Source organism: Isoptericola sp. F-RaC21, from assembly GCF_038593535.1.
Lineage (GTDB): Bacteria > Actinomycetota > Actinomycetes > Actinomycetales > Cellulomonadaceae > Isoptericola.
The window spans coordinates 1,106,498-1,126,509 of record NZ_JBCFYX010000001.1; the positions used below are offsets into that span (position 1 = coordinate 1,106,498).

Annotated in this window: 15 protein-coding genes; 7 read left to right on the top strand and 8 right to left on the bottom strand. The window is 73.7% G+C overall.

Translation table 11 applies throughout. From position 1 onward, the window contains the following. Window positions 1-33: 33 nt before the first annotated feature. Genes AAG589_RS05170 through AAG589_RS05180 form a run of 3 tightly spaced genes read left to right on the top strand, consistent with a single transcriptional unit; the run spans window position 34 to window position 3,379 of the window. The gene (locus tag AAG589_RS05170) at window positions 34-945 is read left to right on the top strand and encodes an ATP-grasp domain-containing protein (protein ID WP_430566151.1); all 912 of its coding nucleotides are present in this window, start codon (window positions 34-36) and stop codon (window positions 943-945) included. After that, on the top strand, window positions 942-2,216 hold the full coding sequence (locus tag AAG589_RS05175; RefSeq protein WP_430566152.1) for a glycosyltransferase: 1,275 nt from the start codon (window positions 942-944) through the stop codon (window positions 2,214-2,216). The genes AAG589_RS05170 and AAG589_RS05175 overlap by 4 nt, the downstream gene beginning before the upstream one ends. A gap of 2 nt (window positions 2,217-2,218) precedes the next feature. Further along, a complete protein-coding gene (locus AAG589_RS05180) occupies window positions 2,219-3,379 on the top strand; it encodes a hypothetical protein (protein WP_430566153.1) in 1,161 nt (386 codons plus the stop codon). On the opposite strand, the gene AAG589_RS05185 is transcribed toward AAG589_RS05180, so the two are convergent. Continuing rightward, window positions 3,371-5,122 carry a PAS domain-containing sensor histidine kinase gene (locus AAG589_RS05185; RefSeq protein ID WP_430566154.1) on the bottom strand — a complete coding sequence of 584 codons (1,752 nt, stop codon included), beginning with the start codon at window positions 5,120-5,122 and terminating at the stop codon, window positions 3,371-3,373. The two genes, AAG589_RS05180 and AAG589_RS05185, sit on opposite strands and share 9 nt — an antisense overlap. Further along, a complete protein-coding gene (locus AAG589_RS05190; RefSeq protein ID WP_430566155.1) occupies window positions 5,122-6,243 on the bottom strand; it encodes a PIG-L deacetylase family protein in 1,122 nt (373 codons plus the stop codon). The genes AAG589_RS05185 and AAG589_RS05190 overlap by 1 nt, the downstream gene beginning before the upstream one ends. Window positions 6,244-6,409: 166 nt before the next feature. Between AAG589_RS05190 and AAG589_RS05195 the strand changes: the two genes are divergently transcribed. Together AAG589_RS05195 and AAG589_RS05200 are read left to right on the top strand one after the other, a co-directional pair. Next, a complete protein-coding gene (locus AAG589_RS05195; RefSeq protein ID WP_430566156.1) occupies window positions 6,410-6,850 on the top strand; it encodes a MarR family winged helix-turn-helix transcriptional regulator in 441 nt (146 codons plus the stop codon). Between the two features lie 3 nt (window positions 6,851-6,853). Further along, window positions 6,854-7,420 (top strand): TIGR03086 family metal-binding protein, encoded by a 567-nt coding sequence (locus tag AAG589_RS05200; RefSeq protein WP_430566157.1) that lies wholly within the window; start codon window positions 6,854-6,856, stop codon window positions 7,418-7,420. A gap of 21 nt (window positions 7,421-7,441) precedes the next feature. On the opposite strand, the gene AAG589_RS05205 is transcribed toward AAG589_RS05200, so the two are convergent. Continuing rightward, window positions 7,442-9,292, bottom strand: coding sequence for a flavin-containing monooxygenase (locus AAG589_RS05205; RefSeq protein WP_430566158.1), 1,851 nt, complete (start codon window positions 9,290-9,292; stop codon window positions 7,442-7,444). Between the two features lie 106 nt (window positions 9,293-9,398). On the opposite strand from AAG589_RS05205, the gene AAG589_RS05210 reads away from it, so the two are divergent. Then, complete coding sequence (locus AAG589_RS05210) at window positions 9,399-9,974, top strand: TetR/AcrR family transcriptional regulator (protein ID WP_430566159.1); 576 nt, start codon at window positions 9,399-9,401, stop codon at window positions 9,972-9,974. On the opposite strand, the gene AAG589_RS05215 is transcribed toward AAG589_RS05210, so the two are convergent. The 3 genes from AAG589_RS05215 to AAG589_RS05225 are packed head-to-tail and all read right to left on the bottom strand — an operon-like array spanning window position 9,934 to window position 16,135. Then, window positions 9,934-12,633 (bottom strand): family 78 glycoside hydrolase catalytic domain, encoded by a 2,700-nt coding sequence (locus tag AAG589_RS05215; protein WP_430566160.1) that lies wholly within the window; start codon window positions 12,631-12,633, stop codon window positions 9,934-9,936. The two genes, AAG589_RS05210 and AAG589_RS05215, sit on opposite strands and share 41 nt — an antisense overlap. Next, entirely contained in the window at window positions 12,630-13,868 is a 1,239-nt protein-coding gene (locus AAG589_RS05220; RefSeq protein ID WP_430566161.1) for a glycoside hydrolase family 1 protein, read from the bottom strand. The genes AAG589_RS05215 and AAG589_RS05220 overlap by 4 nt, the downstream gene beginning before the upstream one ends. 26 nt (window positions 13,869-13,894) lie before the next feature. Further along, window positions 13,895-16,135, bottom strand: coding sequence for a glycoside hydrolase family 2 protein (locus AAG589_RS05225; protein ID WP_430566162.1), 2,241 nt, complete (start codon window positions 16,133-16,135; stop codon window positions 13,895-13,897). A 143-nt stretch (window positions 16,136-16,278) separates the two neighbouring features. Between AAG589_RS05225 and AAG589_RS05230 the strand changes: the two genes are divergently transcribed. Next, window positions 16,279-17,490 (top strand): helix-turn-helix transcriptional regulator, encoded by a 1,212-nt coding sequence (locus AAG589_RS05230; protein ID WP_430566163.1) that lies wholly within the window; start codon window positions 16,279-16,281, stop codon window positions 17,488-17,490. 13 nt (window positions 17,491-17,503) lie between these two features. Here the strand turns inward: AAG589_RS05230 and AAG589_RS05235 are convergent, their stop codons facing one another. Together AAG589_RS05235 and AAG589_RS05240 are read right to left on the bottom strand one after the other, a co-directional pair. Next, window positions 17,504-19,153, bottom strand: coding sequence for a hypothetical protein (locus AAG589_RS05235; protein ID WP_430566164.1), 1,650 nt, complete (start codon window positions 19,151-19,153; stop codon window positions 17,504-17,506). Further along, window positions 19,153-19,989 carry an SDR family NAD(P)-dependent oxidoreductase gene (locus tag AAG589_RS05240; protein ID WP_430566165.1) on the bottom strand — a complete coding sequence of 279 codons (837 nt, stop codon included), beginning with the start codon at window positions 19,987-19,989 and terminating at the stop codon, window positions 19,153-19,155. Before AAG589_RS05240 ends, AAG589_RS05235 begins: the two co-directional genes overlap by 1 nt. Window positions 19,990-20,012: the final 23 nt, after the last annotated feature.

Below are 20,012 nucleotides of genomic sequence, written 5' to 3' on the forward strand. Positions count from 1 at the left end.
GCATCCGTGCAGGCCGGCCCCTACGATCCGAGCATGGGTGACGCGCCGGGGCAGCACACGATCGTGGTGACCGGCTCGGCCGGCCCGGCCGGCAGGGCCCTCGGCCCGCAGCTCGCCCGGCGCGCGGACGCCGCCGGCAGGCGCGTCGTGGGGGTCGACCTCGCGCCGTCCCCCGGGGCCGGCTACGACGCCGTCGAGGCCGTGCCCGCCGCCGCCGACCCCGCCTACGACGCCGCGACCCTCGACCTGTTCCGGCGCCACCGGCCACGCCTGGTCGTGCCGACCGTGTCCGACGAGCTGCCCCGGCTCGCGGTGCTCGCCGCGGCCGCCGGGCTCCGGGACGCCGTGGTGCTGTCGGCCCCGGGACCCACCGCCGTCGCGGCCGACAAGCTCCTCACGATGTGGGCCCTCGAGCGCCAGGGCGTCACCGTCCCGCGGCACCTGCCCGCCGACGCGCTGGGATCGGCCGCCGAGGCCCTCGAGTGGGCCGACGGCCCTGTCGTCGTCAAGCCCCGCGTCGCCCGCGGCGGGCGCGGGGTGCACGTCGTCGAGGACCCTCGGGACCCGGTCTGGGCCGGCACCGACGCCTCCTGGGTGGTGCAGACCTTCGCCCCCGGAACGGAGTACAGCCCCCAGGTGTACCGCTCCCCCGCCGACGGCCGCTGCGTCGTCGTGGTGCTCGAGAAGACCGGTCGCAAGGAGGGGCGCGTCGGGAACGCGACCGCGGTGGAACGCCTTCCCGACGGCGCCGCGGACGACGTCGCGAAGCTCGCGGCCCGGACGGCCGAGGCGCTCGACCTGGTCGGGCCGCTGGACATGGACGTACGGCGCCTCACCGACGGGACCCCCGTGGTCCTCGAGGTCAACGCCCGGTTCGGCGCCGTGTCCGCCGGGGCCCCGGAGCTGCTGGACGCGGTCCTCGACGACTGGCCGGGCCGGACATGACGTCCGTCGTCGCCGCCCTCGTCCTGGTGCTGAGCCTGTCGTTGCTCGTCGTCGGCGTGGTCCGCCTCGCGTTCGTGCCGGCAGCGCTCGTCTTCGAGGCCCGGCGCCGCCGCGACGACCCCGGATCGGCCGGCTGCGGCCCGATGTTCGCGAAGGCCCCGGCCGTGAGCGTCGTGGTGCCCGCGTACGAGGAGTCCGTGGTGATCGAGAACTGCGTGCGGTCGGTGCTGCGCAGCGAGCACCCCGCGCTTGAGGTGGTGTGCGTGGACGACGGCTCGTCGGACGACACCTTCGAGCGGATGCAGCGGCTCGCCGACGCGCACCCGCAGGTGCGGGCGCTGCGCCAGGAGAACGCCGGAAAGGGCGCCGCGCTCAACACCGGGATCGCCGCCGCTCGGGGCGAGGTGCTCGTGCTCGTCGACGCGGACGGTCTGTTCCGTCCGGACACCGTCACCCGTCTGCTGCGCGGGTTCCGCGACGAGCGCGTCGGGGCGGTGTGCGGCAACGACCGGCCGGTCAACCTCGACCGGGTGCAGACCAGGCTGCTGTCCCTCATCAGTCACGTCGGCACCGGGCTCATGCGGCGGGCCCTCGACGTGCTGGGGTGCCTGCCCGTCGTGTCGGGCAACATCGGCGCGTTCCGTCGGGACGTGCTCGAGCGCGTCGGCCCGCTGCACACCGACACGCTGGGCGAGGACCTGGAGCTGACGTGGCGGGTGCACCGCGAGGGCTACCGGGTGACGTTCGCGCCCGACGCTCTCGTGTACGCGGAGTCGCCGTCCACGGTGCGCGGGCTCTGGCGCCAGCGGGTCCGGTGGGCGCGTGGCCTGCTCCAGGTGACGGCGCTGCACCGGTCGATGGTCGGCAACCCGCGGTACGGCGCGTTCGGGCCGTACCTGCTCTACAACACCCTCGCGCAGATCGTGGCGCCCTTCGTCCAGGTGCTCGCCATGGTGGCCCTGGTCGCCCTGGTGCTCGTCGACGGAGCGGCGTGGGTGCCGTCGTCGTGGTGGGCCTGGATCCTCCTGATCGGCGTGCCCCTCTCGCTCGCCCTGCTGCTGCTGGCGGTGCTCCTCGACCGCGCGCCCGGCGACCTGCGGCAGCTGTGGACGCTGCCGCTGTGGCCCGTCTACTCGACGATGATGACGTTCGTGCTGCTCGACGCCGCGCGGCTCGAGGCAGGGAACGCGGAGAACCGATGGAACAAGCTCGACCGCAGCGGGACGGTGTCGGTCAGCGGCCTCGTCGACGACGATGGCCCTGGCTCCTGACGGTGGCCGTGGCGCTCCTCGCCGCGGTCGCCGCGGCCGTCCTGGTCGCCCGACCGTGGCAGGACGTCCCGCCCGCGATGCGCCCCGCCGAGCCGCCGGAGGAGGAGCGGTCCGTCAGCGTGGACTTCGGTGTCGTGACCGACCCTGCGACGGACTGGGCCGCGGTCGACCGGCACCTCGACGCCGCGGGGGCGAACGGCGTGGACCTCAACGCCGGCCGCGTCGAGTTCACCGCCTTCGACTGGCCGGCCCACCCCGAGGCGGCCGCCGAGCCGGGTGCCGACCATCTCGCCCGGGCGGCCCGCGCCCTGCACGAGGCCGCCGACGGCACGACGCGGCAGGTCGGCCTGATCGTCGACGCGTACGTCCCCGCGTGGATCGCCGCGGACCCGTCGGTCGCCGGCGTCTCCGCCGACGGCACGACCGCGAAGTACCAGGCGTCGGCCTCACAGCTCGACCACGGCGCCGTGGGTGACCGGCTCGTGGAGTACGTGGCCGCGCTGGGCGAGCGGTACGACCCGAGCCAGATCGCCGTCACGGAGCTGTTCCTCAACCGGTACAGCTTCGGCGACGACGACCTCGACCTCTACCGCGAGATGACGGGTGCCGACGACTGGCCGCGCGACGCCGGCGGCGCGATCGACGAGGACGCCCCCGAGCTCGGGGCGTGGCGCTCTCAGGTGCTGGCGGGCCTCCTCGGCCGGATGCGGACGGCGCTCGACGCCGTGCGGGGAGGCGACGGCGAGCAGATCCAGCTCGCGATGGACGTCCGTGTCGACTGGGACGACCCTGCGGCCGGGGCCGCGTCGAGCGGGCACGACTACCAGATCCTCCTGCGTGCCGCCGACCGCCTGGTGGTCTGGGCGTACGTGGGCCCGCAGGACCGGTCGCCCGCGGACGTGGAGCGGCTCACCGCCGCGCTCGAGGCGGCCGGGTTCGGCATGTCCCGCTTCACGATGTCGGTCGGGCTGTGGGCCGGTTCGGCCGATGCCGACCCGCCCCAGGCGATCCCTCCGGCGCTCATGGCCGAGACGGTCCGGGCGGCCGGGACGCACGGCGTCGAGGACGTCAACGTCACGCCGTACTCGCACCTGACGGCGGGCCACTGGTCCGCGCTCCGGTCGGCCTGGGGCGAGGCGCCCGCGCCGTCGGCGTCACCCTGAGGACCGGTCACCCGCTGCGCGCGACCGCTGGAGGTCGGGCAGCGTGACCTCCACCTCCGTGCCCTGGCCCGGCCGGCTGCGGATGGTCATCTCGCCACCGTGGTCGCGGACGATCTGGTTCACGAGGGTCAGCCCCAGGCCGACGCCCCGCACGTGGCGGCGCCGGGTGTCGCGGGAGCGGTAGAAGCGCTCGGTGACACGACCGAGCTCGTCCGCGGAGATCCCGATGCCCTCGTCGGCGACGCTCAGGCGCGCGAGGCGGGCGCCCGTCGTCGTCGCGCCGGCCGTGACGGTGACCCGGACCCGACCGCCGCGCCGGCTGTACTTGACCGCGTTGCTGAGCAGGTTGTCGACCACCTGCCCCAGCCGGCCGGCGTCCGAGACCAGCGGGACCTGCGCGTCGCCGTCCACCAGGATCTCGATCCCCGCCGACTCGGCCGCGGGGAGCTCGCTCACGATCGCCTCCCGCACCACCGCGACCACGTCCACGTCCTCGGCGGCGAGCACATAGGTGCCCGAGACGATCTGCACGCTCGTCAGCAGGTCGTCGACCAGCGTGCGGAGCCGCCGGGCGTTGCGCGCGATGACGGCCAGGTACTCCCGCTGCTCGGCGTCGAGCCGGTCTCCCTCCATCTGCAGCAGGTCGAGGTAGCCGAGGACGGACGCGAGCGGCGTGCGCAGCTCGTGGCTCACCAGGCCGATGAAATCGTCCTGCGTCCGCTGCTCCTCGTACCGGGCGGTGACGTCGGTGAGGACGACGAGGTATCCCGCCGGGAGCTCCGGCTCCCGGCCCGACAACGGCGGACGCTCGGTCACCGTGAGCTCGACGTGCCGCGGGGTCCCGTCGGGCAGGACGACGACCCAGTCCTCCACGTGGGTCTCACCCGCGACGGCGCGGCCCAGGACGACGCGGTTCGCCGCGTCGACGGCGCGGGGTGCCCCGGGCTCGGCGAGCCGGGCCGCCAGAGCGGCCGCGGAGACGAGCACCGCCACGTCGTGGCCCACCAGCTCCTGGACCGGGCGGCCGAGGATCCGCGCGGCCCCCGGGTTGGCCAGCACGATGCGGCCGCGTTCGTCCGTGGCAACGAAGCCCTGCTCCGTCGCGGCGTCGAGGATGCCGCGCAGCGTGTCCCGCGAGTCGCGCAGGTTCCGCGCGCCGGCGGCGAGCTCGTCGCGCACCCGCGCGAGCTCGGAGGCCTGACGGCGCGCGACGCCGACGATCCCGTGCGCCCCCACGGCCACGAACCCGACGACGAGCAGGCCCACCGCCGCGTGCAGCGTCGGGTGCTCCCTGTCGATCACGGCGCCGGGCAGGAGCGACGGGACGAACAGCACGAGGACCGAGCCCAGCAGGGCGACGAGGAGCCCGCGGACCCCGGGCTGCAGCGCGAGGCTCACCACGGGCAGGAAGAGCAGCACGTCGAAGGTCCCCACCGGCGTCCCCGAGCCGACCCCGAGCAGCCCGACGGCGAGCATCTGCGCGAGCGGGAGCACGTACCGCCAGCCCCGTGGCCAGCGCCCCCACCGGCCGAGGCTGCCCACGAGCTGGACCGCCGCCACCACCAGCCCCGCGACCGCCAGCAGTGCCGGGGTCCCCTCGACGCGATCGACGGACAGGTACGCAAGCACGACCGCGAGGGACACCGTGCCGGGCAGCTGTCGAAGGCCCACGGCGTCGTCCGCGAACCACGCCGACATGACGCGCCCGTAGACCTCCTGGAGGCGCCGGGCGTCGTCGGGCATCAGCCGTTCGCCTCGCGCACGGCTTCCTCGGGGATCCTCACGGCCGTGTCGGGGAGCCGGACGGGCGCATCGGAGCCCTGCCCGTCGACGGCGGGCACGGCCCGCACCGCGGACGTCCGTGCCACGGTCTCGCTGTCCCGCACCGTCTCGAGCGGCTCGACGTCCTGGGCAGGGCTGAACCGAGCCCAGTACCGGGCCGTGGCGCGCACCACGTCGGGCTGCATGTAGTCCCGGTGCGCCTGTGACACGTACTCCGCGAGCATCCGCAGCTTCGTGTCGATGAAGCCGTCGACGTCGACGAATCGGTTCGGCGCGAACTCCACGGTGGACGACGGGCTCTGGAAGCACAGCAGGCTCGGCACCTGGCGGGCCGCGATCTGCACCGCACCGTTCACGGCTCGATGGTCCTGGTGCCGATCGTGCGCGCTGTGGGTGTAGACCCGGTGCGGTGCCACCTCGGCGACGACCTCCTCGATCGCCCCGATCACGCCCGCCGCAGGGTCGAGGTGGGTGTCCGGGAAGTCGAGGTGCACGAGCCGCGCCCCGACGACCGCGGCGGCCGCGAGCGACTCCTCGTGCCGCGCCTCGGCCAGGCCGCCCACCGAGCCGCCCGAGAGCGTGAGGATCACGAGCTCGTCCGCCGCGGCGGCGTGCGCCGCCAGGGTCGCGCCCACCCCGATCTCCACGTCGTCCGGGTGGGCGCCGACCGCAAGGATCCGCAGGCGTGACGTCTCTCGCTCCGTGCGGGCGCGCTGGGCGAGCTCGGTCGCGCGCTCCACGACGGTGGACGCCGCGACGGGCTTGACGAGGAAGTCGTCGGCGGCCTCGCGCAGCGCCGTGACCGCGTTGTTCATGGTGGGGAACGCGGTGACGATCATGATCGGCAGCGTCGGGTCGATCGCCCGCACCTCGGGCAGGATCTGCAGGCCGGACCGCCCCGGGAGCTGGATGTCGCTCACGAGGACGTCGTAGGTCGACCGGCGCAGCGCCGCCAGCGCCTCCTCGGCATCCCCGGCGAGGTCGACATGCATCCCGCCGTACCGTGCCAGCGCGATGCGGACGAACTCCGCCGAGTCAGGGTCGTCCTCGAGCACGAGCGCCCGGAATCGGTCGTCGGACAACGGCCCTCCCCCTCCCGGCTCCCGCCTCGCTCGTACCGTACGCGCGGCCCGCCGTCGCCGCGCGAGGGACGACCTGGCTCCCCCGCCGCGTCGGCCGTGCTCACAGGACGAGTCCGCTATTCATCACTACCTAGTGATGATCACCGGTCGGTGATAATGTGAGGGGATGACACGGCGAGAGCGGCGCGACCTCCTCGAGCTCGTGGGGCCGCTGGCCCGCGGACTTCGACGCATCGAGGAGCGCAGCGCCCGGGCGGCGGGGCTGTCCATGTGGCAGTACGCCGTCCTCTCCGCCGCGTCGCGGCAGGAGGGCCTCAGCCAGACCGAGGTCGCCGACCGTCTCGGGTACAGCCGGAACCGCATCATCGGCGACCTCGACCTGCTGCAGGAGCGAGGGCTAGTCGAGCGGCGTACCGGATCCGACCGCAGACGCCACCACATCCACGTCACGCCCGCCGGGCGGGAGACGGCCGCGGAGGTCCGCGCGGCGATCTGGACGGCCGAGGACGCCATGCTGGCCCACCTGCCGGGCCGCACCCGAGAGTCCCTGCAGGACCTGCTCGAGCAGGTCCTCGCCGCGCCGACGTCGAGCACCGAGAGAGGTTGACTCATGGACACGTCCGCACTGCACGCCGTCACGGAGACCTTCGCCTCGTACCTGTCGGAGCTGGTGCCCGGCGACCTCTCCTTCGCCACGCCCTGCGAAGGATGGGACGTCGGCGACCTCCACCGCCACATGCTCGAGGAGAACGTCCACTTCGGCCGGGCGGTCGGCGGCTCCGACCTCACGGGCGCGCCGTCGCACGGGCTCGACGAGGAGTACCGGCGCACGGCGGCGTTCATGGAGCACGCCTTCGCCACCGTCGCCGACGCCACGCAGACCCGTCAGGTGCCCGGGGTCCCGGGACCGCGCACCGTCCAGGACCTCTACGAGATGCAGCTGTGCGACACCGTGATCCACACCTGGGACCTCGCACACGCGACCGGCCTCCCGTACGCACCCGAGCCGCAGGTCGCCCGGACCGTGCTGCGCCGCATGGAGGCCGTGCCCGGCTCCGCGCGCGGCCCCGGCAGGGCCTTCGCGGAGGTCCCGGAACAGCCCGGACCGGCGACCAGCGCGCTCGGACGCATCCTCCTGCTGTCGGGGCGGGCGATCTCGGACACCGATCGTCGCTGAACGCGTTCTCGGGGAGGCCGGTCAGGCGCGCTGGCCGGCGGCCCCGGCTCCGGCTCCGGCTCCGACGAGCACGTCCGCCATGCCGCCGTCCTCGCGCCACTGCGCCAGCAGGCGGTGGAACGCGACCGGGCCAGGGCTGTACGACGTCGGCGTCGCACGCCGCGTGCCCTCGCCGTTGTAGTAGCCGGGGGTGCACTCGGCCAGGAAGGCGGAGTTGTCGACGGCGACGTCCACGATGGTGTCGCACCAGGCCTGCTCCGCCTCCGGCGTCGGCTCGACGTACCGGGCGCCGACCTTCGCCGCCTGCGCGAGCATCGCCGCGATGTGGTCGGCCTGCTCGGTGAGGATGTGCACGAAGTTCACCGAGTTCGCGTTCTGCATCGCCCCGAGGTGGAACAGGTTGGGGAAGCCGTGGGAGCAGAAGCCGTGCAGGGTGCGCGGGCCTCGTGCCCAGGCCTCGAGCAGCGTGGTGCCGCCCCGGCCGTGCACCGGCATCGTGCCCGAGACGACCCCGGAGACGCCGACCTCGAACCCGGTGGCGAAGACGACGCAGTCGACCTCGTACTCGGTGTCCCCCACCACGACGCCGGTCTCGGTCATGCGCGTGATCCCGCCGTGGTCGGCGGTGTCCACCAGGGTGACGTTCTGGCGGTTGAACGCCTGCAGGTACTGGTCGCTGAACCCCGGGCGCTTGCACATGTACCGGTACCAGGGCTTGAGCGCCTCGGCCGTGGCCGGGTCCTGCACGACCTCGTCCACCCGGGCGCGGATCCGGTTCATCTTCGCGAAGTCGGCCAGCTCGTCCAGCCGCTCCCGCTCGGCCGGGTCGAGCGAGGTGTCCACGGCGCCGGTGATCATCTTGCGCTGCAACCGCGCGGTCGACGTCCACCCGTCCCGCGTCAGGTCCTCCTCGACGTCCTCCCCGGACAGGATGGCCAGGAAGTTCTCCATCCGCTCCCGCTGCCAGCCGGGCTTGAGCGAGGCCGCCCACGCTGGATCGGTGGGCCGGTTGTCGCGCACGTCCACCGACGACGGCGTGCGCTGCATGACGTACAGGTGCGCCGCGTCGCGCGCCACGTGCGGGATCACCTGCAGCCCGGTCGCACCGGTGCCGACGACGGCGACCCGCTTGTCCGCCAGCCCGGTCATCCCGCCGTCGGCGGTGCCGCCCGTGTAGCCGTAGTCCCACCGGCTGGTGTGAAACGTGTGCCCGCGGAAGTCCTCGATCCCCGGGATGCCGGGCAGCTTCGGTTGGGTCAGCGTGCCCGAGGACACGACGACGTACCGGGCGCGCATCGCATCCTGGCGGTCCGTGCGCACCAGCCACTCGGCGGCGTCCTCGTCCCAGGTGAGCTCCGTGACCCGCGTGTGGAACACGGCGTCGCGGTACAGGCCGTAGTGCTCGGCGATCCGCATCGCGTGCCGGCGGATCTCCTCGCCGGGCGCGTACCGCATCGTCGGGACGTACCCGGTCTCCTCCAGCAACGGCATGTACACGTACGACTCGATGTCGCAGTGTATCCCCGGGTAGCGGTTCCAGTACCAGGTGCCCCCGAAGTCGCCCGCCTCGTCCATCATCCGGATCGACCCGAACCCCGCCTCGCGCAGCCGCGCCCCCGTGAGCAGCCCGCCGAAGCCGCCGCCCACCACGAGCACCTCCACCCGGTCGGTGAGCGGCTCACGCTCGGTGCGCTCGGTGTACGGGTCCTTCGCGTAGTACCCGAACTCCCCCGCCGCACGCCGGTACTGCCCCAGCCCGTCCGGCCGGACCCGACGGTCGCGCTCCCGCCGGTACCTCTGACGCAGGGCGTCCGGGTCGAACCCCAGGGCGTCGACCTCGTCGCGAGCGTCGGTCGTGGTGCTGTCGGGCATGGCGGTTCCTCTCGTCGGGGCGTGAGCCGAGAGAAACGTACATCAACGTACGTTTTCACCCGCGCTTGCCGGTTGCGTGTCCCGCCGGGCGGATAGCCTCGGCACCATGGCCGCCCCGACCCGCCGCGACGCCGCACGCAACCGCGCCCGACTCGTCGAGGCGGCGCGGCGCGTCTTCGCGTCCGACGGGCCCGACGCGCCGCTGGAGAAGGTCGCCGCCGACGCCGGCGTCAGCCGCACCACGCTGCACCGGCACTTCGCCAGCCGCGAGGCCCTCGCGTCCGCCGTGCTGGAGGAGAACGTCGCCGACCTCGAGGCGCGCGCCGCCGCCCTGGCCGACACCGACGACGGCGCGGTCGTGCTGTTCCACCACACGCTCGACGTCCAGGCCGCCCTGCCGTCGTTCGCGCTCGTCACGCTCAGCGACTCCCCCGCGCTCGGCGAGCTCGCCCGGCGCACGGCCGCGGCGTTCGAGCCGCTCCTCGCCCGAGGTCGCGCGGCCGGCGTCGTGCACCCGGGGGTCACCACCCGCCACCTGATGCTCGCCCTGCCCATGGCGATGTCCGCGTTCGCCGTCGAGCGGCGGGACGACCGCGACGCGCTCGGCCACGAGGCGCAGGAGATCCTGCATCGCGGCCTGTTCACCACGCCGCCCGGGCGCCCTCCGACGAGCCCTCCCTGACGTCGCCCGCATCGGGCGACGACGCGCGCACCACCGACGCCGGCCCCACGACCACCTCGGGCCGCGCACCCGGCAGGCGCAGGGTGCAGGCGGACCCCGGCGGCACCGTCACCTGCACGCGCAGGGCTTCGTCGTCCCGGTCCCAGCGCACGGCGATCGTGCCCTGGGGGGACTCGTGGGTGCCTTCGGCCCAGGTCAGCCGACGGCCCGGCGCGGGGGCGACGGTGAACGACTCCCACGCGATCGACCCGGCGTCCTGGCGCAGCCCCAGGACATGCGTGTGCAGGAAGCGGACCACCGCCCCCTTGCTGTAGTGGTTCAACGACTCGTGCGCCTCGCCCGCGGCGTCGATGCCCTCCCAGTCCTCCCAGATGGTGGTCGCGCCCTGCTCGACCATGGACAGCCAGGAGGGCGGGGTCGTCTGGAACAGCAGGTCGTAGGCCACGTCGACGTGCCCCGTCTCGACGAGCACCGGCAGCAGGTCACCGGTGGAGAGGAACCCGGTGGTCAGGTGGCCGCCGGCCGCGGCGACGAGCTCGACGAGCCGCTCGGCGGCGGCCGCCCGCAGCTCGGCGGGGACGAGGCCGAAGCTCAGCGCCCGGACGTACGCGGCCTGGGTGTCGGCGACCGTGCGGCCGTCGGCGAGCAGGTACTCGGTCCTCCACGCCTCGAGCACCTTCCGCGCGGCCGTCGCGTACCGCTCGCCGGCGTCGTCGTGCCCGAGGATCGTGGCGATCCGAGCGAGCGTGGTGGCGCTGCGGTAGAGGTAGGCGGTGCCCACCTCGCCCTTGTCGGCCATGAACCAGGCGGCGGGGTTCACCTTGATCGGGTCCCGGCGGGTGCCGTCGGGCCCCTTTGGCACCGGCTCGGTCCACTCGCCCCAGTGGAACGAGCCGTCCCAGAGGTACTCCTCGTGCAGGGCGGGGCTCTCGGAGCGCTGCTTCCGGGAGTGGTGACGCGTGGTCCGGGCCGACGTCAGCTGCCAGTCGACCCAGCGGACCATCGACGCCCAGTTCTCGGCGAGCACCTGTGCGTCGCCGTAGGCCCGGTACAGCTCCCACGGCACCGCGACGATCGCGTCCCCCCAGCCCGCCGAGCCGGTCATCATGGCGAGCCGGTCGTCGAGGTGGTGCTTGATGCGCCGGCCGTCGGGGGCGAAGTTCGGGATGCGGCCGTCGTCCAGCTGGTCGTCGCGCACGGACTGCAGCCACTTGCGGCTGAAGCCGAGCACGTCGTAGAGCCGCGTCGCCGTGCGCACGAAGACCTGGTAGTCCCCGGTCCAGGCGAGCCGCTCCCGGGTGGGGCAGTCGGTGGGGACGTCGACGGCGTTGCCGCGGAAGCTCCACTCGGCGATCTCGTGCAGCCGGTTCAGCTCGGGTGAGCTGCTGGCGAACGTACCGGTGCGGCGCAGGTCGGTGTGCACGACCTGCATCGTCACGCCGACCGGGTCCAGCGGGGCTCCCCGCCGGTGGAGGCGCGCGTACTGGAAGCCGTGCACCGTGTGACGGGGCTCGAACACGCTCGTCACGCCGTCGGAGACGACCTCGTCGCGCTGCGAGAAGACGACGCCGCCGCCGTCCCCGGAGGAGTCGAGGTGCGAGGTGTCGAGGTCGCCGTCCGGGCCGACGTGCTCGCCGTGGTCGATCACGGTGCGCGTGCCCGCCGGCCCGAGCCCCTCGACCCGCAACCATCCCGACGCGTTCTGCCCGAAGTCGAGCACCCACGTGTCGTCGGCCGTCTGCCAGGACCGCACCGGGGTGCGGGTCTCGACCACCCGTACCGGCGGGGCCGGCGAGAACGTGATCGGCGGCGGCGTGACCTGGTCGACGAGGACGGGCCGCGGGTCGGGGACCGCGAGGCCGTGGTCCGTGGTCTGCCCGGCCATGAGGTCGGCGCGGGCGATGCTCGAACGGGCCGAGGTCCAGGTGGCGTCGCTGTGCACCACCTGGCTGGTCCCGTCGGCCAGCTCCAGGTGCAGCTCGACCCGGGCGGCGAGGGTGGCGCCCCAGCCGGCGGGCATCCGGAACGCCCCGACCTGCCCGCGGAACCAGCCGTCGCTGAGCACCACCTCGAGCCGGTTCTCCCCCGCCCGCACGGCCTGCGTGACGTCGCTGACCTGGGCGTACAGCGTGTCCTCGTACGAGGTGCTGCCCGGGTTCAGCACCGCCGTCCCGGCCCGCTCACCGTTCACGAACGCCTCGTAGACACCCAGCGCGGTGGCGTACAGGCGGGCCCGCACCACCTCGCCCTCGACGGCGAAGCCCGCGGTGAGGAGGTGCGCGGGGCGCTCGCCGTAGCCGGGGTCCGTGCCCTCGACCGGGCTGATCCACCGTGCCCGCCAGTCGGCGTCCGCGAGCCCGACCTCGAAGGCCGACCAGCCGGAGACGACCTCGCCGGCCCTGCCCTCACTGTCGCCGCCGCGCACCGACACCCGCCAGCGCACCGCGGCGCGGCTGGGCAGCGGCTCCCACGGCCAGGGCACGAACCGGTGCTCGGGCCCGACGTCGCACGGCGGCAGCCCCGCGCCGTCCACCTCGGCCTCGAGCAGCGCCCCGTCCACGGCGCCGACCGACGTCGGCAGGGTCCACGACAGCCGGGGCGCCGGTCCGGTGACGGGGAACTGGTCGCCGCCGGAGTCGACCTGGAGCTCCAGGCTCACAGCTGCCCTCGCTTCGCGACACCGCCGAGCCAGGCGAGGCTCGGCTTGGGGGTGCGCACGAAGGTCTCGCGGTCCACGGCGACGAGCCCGAAGGTGGGCGCCCAGTGACCCCACTCGTAGTTGTCCAGCAGGCTCCAGTGCAGGTAGCCGTGCACGGTGACGCCGTCGGCCATGGCGGCGGCGAGCCCCTCGAGCGCCCCGGTGGTGTAGGCGATGCGGCGGGAGTCGTCGCCGGTGGCGATGCCGTTCTCCGTGACGAGGATCGGCAGGCCGGTCACCTCGTGGGTGTGCCGCACCGCGACCCCCAACGCGTCCGGCCGGTACGCGGTACCCACCAGGGTGTTGTCGGGGTGGTCCGGGTAGGGCTCGATCCCGTCCGCGGTGACGTACTGGACCGAGTAGGACTGCACGCCCACGAAGTCGTCCCCCGCGGAGCCGGCGAGGTACAGGTCCTCCCACGCCCACGAGAGCTCCCGCATCTTCTCCTCGCCGCCGGGCCGCGCCTGGTACGCACGGTTCGCGACGCTCCAGCCGACCTTCGCCGTCGTCCGCGCGCGCAGCACCTCGCGGGCGGCGTGGTGGGCGCGCACGAAGACCTGCCCGATCTCCGGGTCCGGGGTGGGCAGCTGCACGGGACGCGGGCCGTTGTCGACGGTGGGGCTGGTCCACTCGCCGCCGTCCTGCTCCGCGGACGAGGCAGCCTGTGCCCGTACCGCCATGTCGCGCCCCATGGCGGTCATCATCGAGAGCATGTTGGGCTCGTTCATGGTGACGACCCACTCGACGCCGTCGAGGATGCGGGTCACCCTCTCGACGTACCGGGTGAACAGGTCGACGGCGTCGTCGGCGAGCCAGCCGCCGCGCTCGGCGAACCAGCGCGGGTTGGTGAAGTGGTGCAGGGTCACCACCGGGGTGAGGCCCAGCTCGAGCGCGGTGTCGATCATGCGCCGGTAGTGCGCGAGCTCCGCGTTCGAGAAGAGGCCCTCCTCCGGCTCGATCCGGGCCCACTCGATCCCGAAGCGGTAGGCGGTGCAGCCGGCACCGGCGAGCAGCTGCATGTCCTCGGCGTAGCGGTGGTAGGAGTCGCAGGCGTCGCCGCTGCGCTCCATCCCGGGCACACGCCCCTCGTTCGCCCAGAAGTCGGAGCCCACGTTGCCCCCCTCGATCTGGTGCGGGGCGGTGGACGCACCCCAGAGGAACGTGGACGGGAACGTGGTCGCAGCGATGTCGGTCATGATGTCGGTGTCCCGGCCCTTCGGTGTCACTTGGCGATGGTGTTCAGCTGGGCGTTCAACGTCTCGACCTGCTCGGCAGGCACGCCCCCGGCCTGCTGGAGGAGCTTCTCGACGCTCATCCGGTCGACGATCGCCTGCATGGCCGGCGGGATCTCGACGCCCCTGCCGACTTCGCCGCGGGTGGTCGAGAGGGCCTCGAGGACGGTCGCGATCAGGCGGGCGCCGTCCTCGGACTGCTTGATGTCCCCGAGGGTGTCGCGGATCGAGAAGAAGCCGTCGCGCTCGGTCGGCTCGACGTCGTCGAACCAGTTGGCGATGGTCGTGGTGGGCATGACCATCGCCTCGGGGATCTCGTCCACCTTGTGCAGGACGACGGTGTCGACGAGTCCTCCGGAGCGCGCGGTGACCTGGTGCTCGCCGGTCAGGGGCACCTGGAAGCGGAAGGCCCGGCGTCCCTCGACCGTCGCGTGCTCCACGCCGTCGACCAGGAGGGAGACGCTCGACTGGTTGGAGTAGACGACCACCTCGGTCACGTCCTCCACCCGCTCGGCCCGGCGGCGGCCCGCCACGTGGACGAACGGCTCGCGCGACCACGCGGCCTTGTACAGGTAGAAGGCGTCCTTCTTCAGGGTGCGGTCGAAGGAGACCAGGCCCTTCTGGTTGCGGCCCGCGACCCCGCCCTCGTCGCGGCCGGCGGAACCGAAGTCGGCGAGGTTCCACACGTGGGTGGCCCACAGCCAGGGCCGCTGCTCGATCATCGTCAGCATGTGCTCGTGGTAGAGGGCCTGGTAGCCCTCGGTGTAGTCGCCCTTGGCGGGCTCGGCGGACTGGAACCGCGGGTTCGCGTCGGCCCCGTACTCGGACAGGCCGATCGCGACGTCGGGGCGGGCGGCGTGGAAGTCGTCGAGCCAGGTGTCGTTGTCCGCGGCCTCCCCCACGTACCAGCCGAAGTAGAGGTTGTAGGACATGACGTCCGGCACGGTGACCAGCGGGTGTTCCGTCTCCAGCAGGAACAGGTGCGCCATCGCGGTCAGGCGGGTGGGGTCGAGCTCGTGGGCGAGCTCGTTCAGCTCGCGGTGGGCGGCGAGCACGTCCTCGCCCGCCCCGGCGAGGGTGATCTCGTTGGAGAGCCCCCAGGTGACGATGCTCGCGTGGTGGCGGTTCTGGACGATCAGCTCGACCAGCTGGGCGCGCGCGTTGTCCGTGGCGCCGGGCAGGAACACCGTGATCTGCGGGATCTCCGCCCACACCACGATCCCTGCCTCGTCGCACAGGTCGTAGAAGCTCTGGTCGTGCTGGTAGTGGGCGAGCCGCACGGTGGTCGCGCCCAGCTCCTTCAGCAGCGCGAGGTCCTTCTGCTTCATCGCCTCCGTGATCGCGTTGCCGACCCCCTCGTGGTCCTGGTGCCGGGACACGCCGCGCAGCGGGTACTCCTCGCCGTTCAGCAGGAAGCCCCGCTGCGGGTCGACGGCGAACTCACGGCAGCCGAAGCGCAGGGCGACCACGTCGAGCACGGCCTCGCCGGCGAGGAGCTCGGCCCGTGCGGTGTACAGGTGGGGGTCGCGCAGCCCGTGCCAGCGGCGCACCCGCTCGATGGCGAGCGTCGCCGCCGCCTCGCCGTCGGCGACGGGCACCGTCACCGTGGCCTCCCCGTCGACGGTGAAGCGCACGGCGGTGGCGCGAGCGTCCGCGTCGACGACGCGCGCGCTCAGGGCCACGTCCGCCCGGTCGCCGTCGAGCGCCGGGGTCACGGTCAGCCCCGGGCCCCCGTGCTCGTCGAGCGCGAAGTGCGTCGGCCCCACGGTGACGAGCCGGACGTCGCGGTAGATGCCGCCGTAGAAGGTGAAGTCCGCCTGCTGCGGGTAGACGTGGTCGTTCGCGGCGTTGTCCACGACGACCACCAGGGTCCCGGCGCCCTCGCCGAGGCGGTCCGTGAGGTCCACCCGGAAGGTCGAGTAGCCGCCGTCGTGCCGGGCGAGGAGCTCGCCGTCCAGGTACACCTCGGCGGAGGAGCTCACGCCCTCGAACTCGACCCAGGTCTCCGCCCCCGTCCCGTCGGCCTCGACGAGCCGCGCGTAGGTGGACCGGCCACGGCGGTACTCGCCGCCGGCCTGCCCGTCGACCGCGTTCCAGGTGTGCGGGACCGTGACCCGCTCCCCCGCCGCAGCGACGTCCTCCCAGAGCGCGGCAGGCAGCTCGACGGGCGCGAACGCCCAGCCGTCCGGGATCGGTGTGACCTGCCTCGGGCTGGCGGGAGTCGGCGTCATAGAGGTCTCCTTCGACGAGAGCGCGTCGGCGTGTGCCGCGACATGCGCCACGGTACGAACGGCCGTCGTCCGAGTGATAGAACTGGCCGCGCACGATCAGTACTGATCCGGCAACGGCTGAGCCGCCCGAAGGAGGGCCCACGATGACGACGTCGGCCACCGCGCCCACCGACCTCGACCAGGTCTGCGCCGTCCTCGCCCAGGTGCTGAGCTGCCCGGTGGTCCTGACGGCACAGGTCCCGTCGGCCCTCGCCGACTTCGAGGCCGCGCACTGCCTCGACCCGCACCTCCAGCCCGCCTTCACCGCCGCTGCGCTCCGCGCATTCGTGCGCGAGATGGAACCCCAGGTCGTCCACGAGATCCTCGAACCGCTCGGGATGGCGGTGGCCCTGGTGCGCTGGGACGACCGGCTGCTCCTCGTCGGCCCGTACACGCACGAGCCGATGCACCCCGGCGTCGCCGAAGAGGTGATGAGCCGGCTCGGCATCGCGACGTCGTACCTGCGGCTCTACAAGCTCTACCGCACCCGGTACCCGATCGTGGACGCCGAGTACGTGCACCGCAGCGCCGCGGCGCTCCTGCGCGCCGCGGGCAGCGAGGACCTGCACGGCAGCCTGCGTCAGGTCAAGGCGGAGGGCGGCACGATGGCGCCGGGCCGCGGGGAGGCGCCGCACTCGGCCTCCTTCGCGGTGATCGAGGAGCGGTACCGCCTGGAGCGGGAGTTCATGGACGCGGTCGCCGAGGGCACGGCCGAGCGGGCGCTGGCCGCGCTCCAGCGGCTGGCGGGCATGCCGCAGACCATGAACTACCTCAGCACCCCGTTCCTCGGCACGACCATCCTGCGGATCATGGCGCGCGTGGCGGCCCAGCGCGGCGGGCTCCCCCCGGTGACGATCGACGCGATCTCGCAGGAGTACGCGCAGCGCCTGCACCGCATCGGCCACACCGCCGACGCGCGGAGGACGGCCGCCTTCACCGCACAGATGGTCGCGGACTTCTGCCGCGCCGTGCGCCGGCACCACCAGCGCGGGTACACGACGCTGGTACGGCAGGTGACCGACGAGATCGACCTGCACCTGAGCCACCAGGTCTCGACCCGGGAGCTCGCCGAGCGGCTCGGGGTCTCCCCGTCCACGCTCGCGCGACGCTTCAAGGCCGAGACGGGAGCGACCGTCGCCGCCTACGTCGCCCGGCAGCGCTCCGAGCGTGCGGCGCGGCTGCTCGCCACCACCGTGCGGCCCGTGCACGACGTCGCCCTGGTCGTGGGCTACGAGGACGCGAACTACTTCGTCAAGGTGTTCCGCGCCGCGTACGGGATGACGCCCACGGCGTACCGCGCCGCTCACGCGGGGTGAGGCACCGCCGTGCTCACGGCACGAGCGCCGAGACGTCCCGACGCTCGTCGCCGTGGCGCGCGTACCCGAAGCTGGCCGGCTTCCCGTCGGCGGCTTGCTCGAAGCGGAGCCGCGTGGGCACGGGGCCGGCGAGGGGAGTCCACGTGACCCGCAGGTGCATCTCCCCCGGCACGGGGCCGACCAGCTCGACGTCCGCCTCGTACACGGTGTCGGTGGTGAAGGAGCTGGTCACGCGCTCGACGCCGTGCCACACGGACGCACCGTCGTCGCTGTAGCCGACGTAGCGCACCTGGCCCGTCCCGGCGGTGCCGCGGGCGAGATCCGGCGGGGTGCGTTCGATCTCGAGGTACCCGCCGTGGCGCCCGGCGACCCGGGCGGAGGTCACCGGCTCCGGCGGGTCCCACAGCGCTCTCTCCGCGGCCTCGCCACGCAGCGCGTACGGGACCTCGTCGGGGACGGTGGCCGGCGGCACCGGCTCCCCGGGCACGACGTCGAGCAGCCGTGCCCGCCGGACCCGGATGTCCCGCACGGGCTGGGAGAGCTCGGAGCCGCGAGGGGTCTCGAGCCAGGCGCACCGGTCGCCGTCCGGGTGCCAGGACATGGGGGACACGTAGACCCACTCCTGGGCCGGGTCGTGCAGGGCGACGCCCTGATAGGCGGGGTCGGACCGCGACCGGGCCAGGTCGACGAGCACGGGGCCGACGTTGCCGGGCCGGTGGTTCCGCACCCCCGTGACGCTGTAGCTGTAGGCGCTCCAGGCGATGGCGGACAGCGCGTCTCCGGACCGGGGGCGCGGCAGCAGCCCGAGCACGCTCAGGTCGGTGGTCCGCGAGGCGCGCGTGGTCATCACGAGCCCGAGCCGCTCGTCCGGCGAGAAGATGGTGGTCTCGTCGTAGCCCGGACCGCGGGTGACGGCGCTGAGCTCCTCGGAGTCCAGGACCTGCACCACGGAGTCCGGCAGGAACCCGCCCACTCCCCCGACGGCGGAGATCGCGCGGCCGCCGCGCACGAACTGCTTGACCTCGCCGCCGCGGGAGGGCTGCGGGAGCATGCAGCCGGGATGCTCCGGGTCCGGGCGGAACGGCTCGACCGTGCTGATGAGCTGAGCGTCGACGACCTCGTAGGCGTCGCCGGCGCGCCGCAGCCGGCCGAGCCCGGCCGCGGCCCCCATGTCGGCACGCAGGATGGTCCAGGCGACGTGCTCGCCGTCCGGGGCGACGATGATCTCCGACCAGTGGTGCGTGGTCCCGGGGTCCTCCTCCTGCCGCCACGGGTAGCGCACGTCGACGAGGCGCGCCTCGGTCGCGGTGTCCAGATCAGGGGCGCACTCGAGCACGTCGTCACCGAGCAGGACCCGGCGGTTGTCCGGGAACACCATGGCCCGGATGCCGTTGGCGCGAGGATGCTGCGCGACAGGCCCGGAGAAGACGTGGTGGTGTCCACTGCCGTCGTCCTCGATCGTCGCCACGTGAAAGATCCGCCGTTCGACGGGGTCCTCCGCGCGACGGTAGAGCAGGAGCATCCTGCCCGACGGCGTGTAGGTGGCGTAGGTGTCGAGCGCGTCCGGCGGCAGCGGGACGGTGTCGACGTCGATGCGGCCGAGCTCGGCGGTCGTGAACCGGACGTGCTCGGTCGGCTCGGTGGCGGCACCGGGGCCGGCCATCAGAGGGTCTCCCCGGCGTCGGCCAGCAGCGTGCTGCCGGTCATGATCAGCGACAGGTCGCTCACGGCGAACAGCACCACCCGGGCGATGTCGTCCGGGGTGCCGAGGCGCCCGATGAGGCTGTGGGTCATGACGTCCATGCCCGCCTGCTCGTGGTCGACGCCGGCGGCCTCGGCCTGGGCACGCCCGGCCTCCGCGGCGGCGAGGTTGCCCTCGGTGGGCACGTAGGTGGGGGCGACGCCGAGCACCCGCACGCCGAGCGGTGCCAGCTCCAGGGCGAGCTCCTTCGTGAGGCCGCGCACCGCGTGCTTGCTGACGACGTACGCCGCGAGCCCCGGCGCCGGCGCCCGGAACCCGGCGGTCGAGACGATGTTGACGATCACCCCGCCGTCCGACGTGGCGAAGTGCCGGGCGGCGGCACGGGCCCCGTGGAAGGTGCCGTCGAGGTTGACCGCGTGCACGCGCCGCCACTGCTCGTCGCTCGCCTGCAGGACGCCGAACGCGGGGAACACACCCGCGTTGTTCACCCAGATGTCGAGGCCGCCGAGCCCCCGCACGGCGAGGGCCGCGGCGTCGTCCACGGAGGCCGGGTCGGCGACGTCGACGGGTGCGGCGAGCACGCGGGTGCCGTGGGCGGCGCTCAGCTCCGCGGCCGCCTGCTCGGCGAGCGCGAGCTCGAGGTCGGCGAGCAGGACGTCGGCCCCGGCCTCGGCCAGTCGAGCGGCGACCGCCCGACCCAGTCCGCGAGCGCCGCCGGTCACGACGGCGCGGCGGCCGCGCAGGGAGAGCAGCTCGGTCAACGGGGCGGTGGAGACGTCGGCGAAGGGGAAGGGCATGCGGTGCTCCGATCGGTCCAGGA

Coding starts and splice junctions, on each gene's coding strand:
- AAG589_RS05230 (WP_430566163.1), top strand. CDS start 16,279: ATGACGACGTCGGCCACCGCGCCCACCGACCTCGACCAGGTCTGCGCC.
- AAG589_RS05185 (WP_430566154.1), bottom strand. CDS start 5,122: ATGCCCGACGACGCCCGGCGCCTCCAGGAGGTCTACGGGCGCGTCATG.
- AAG589_RS05235 (WP_430566164.1), bottom strand. CDS start 19,153: ATGGCCGGCCCCGGTGCCGCCACCGAGCCGACCGAGCACGTCCGGTTC.
- AAG589_RS05225 (WP_430566162.1), bottom strand. CDS start 16,135: ATGACGCCGACTCCCGCCAGCCCGAGGCAGGTCACACCGATCCCGGAC.
- AAG589_RS05170 (WP_430566151.1), top strand. CDS start 34: ATGGGTGACGCGCCGGGGCAGCACACGATCGTGGTGACCGGCTCGGCC.
- AAG589_RS05175 (WP_430566152.1), top strand. CDS start 942: ATGACGTCCGTCGTCGCCGCCCTCGTCCTGGTGCTGAGCCTGTCGTTG.
- AAG589_RS05210 (WP_430566159.1), top strand. CDS start 9,399: ATGGCCGCCCCGACCCGCCGCGACGCCGCACGCAACCGCGCCCGACTC.
- AAG589_RS05220 (WP_430566161.1), bottom strand. CDS start 13,868: ATGACCGACATCGCTGCGACCACGTTCCCGTCCACGTTCCTCTGGGGT.
- AAG589_RS05195 (WP_430566156.1), top strand. CDS start 6,410: ATGACACGGCGAGAGCGGCGCGACCTCCTCGAGCTCGTGGGGCCGCTG.
- AAG589_RS05205 (WP_430566158.1), bottom strand. CDS start 9,292: ATGCCCGACAGCACCACGACCGACGCTCGCGACGAGGTCGACGCCCTG.
- AAG589_RS05200 (WP_430566157.1), top strand. CDS start 6,854: ATGGACACGTCCGCACTGCACGCCGTCACGGAGACCTTCGCCTCGTAC.
- AAG589_RS05240 (WP_430566165.1), bottom strand. CDS start 19,989: ATGCCCTTCCCCTTCGCCGACGTCTCCACCGCCCCGTTGACCGAGCTG.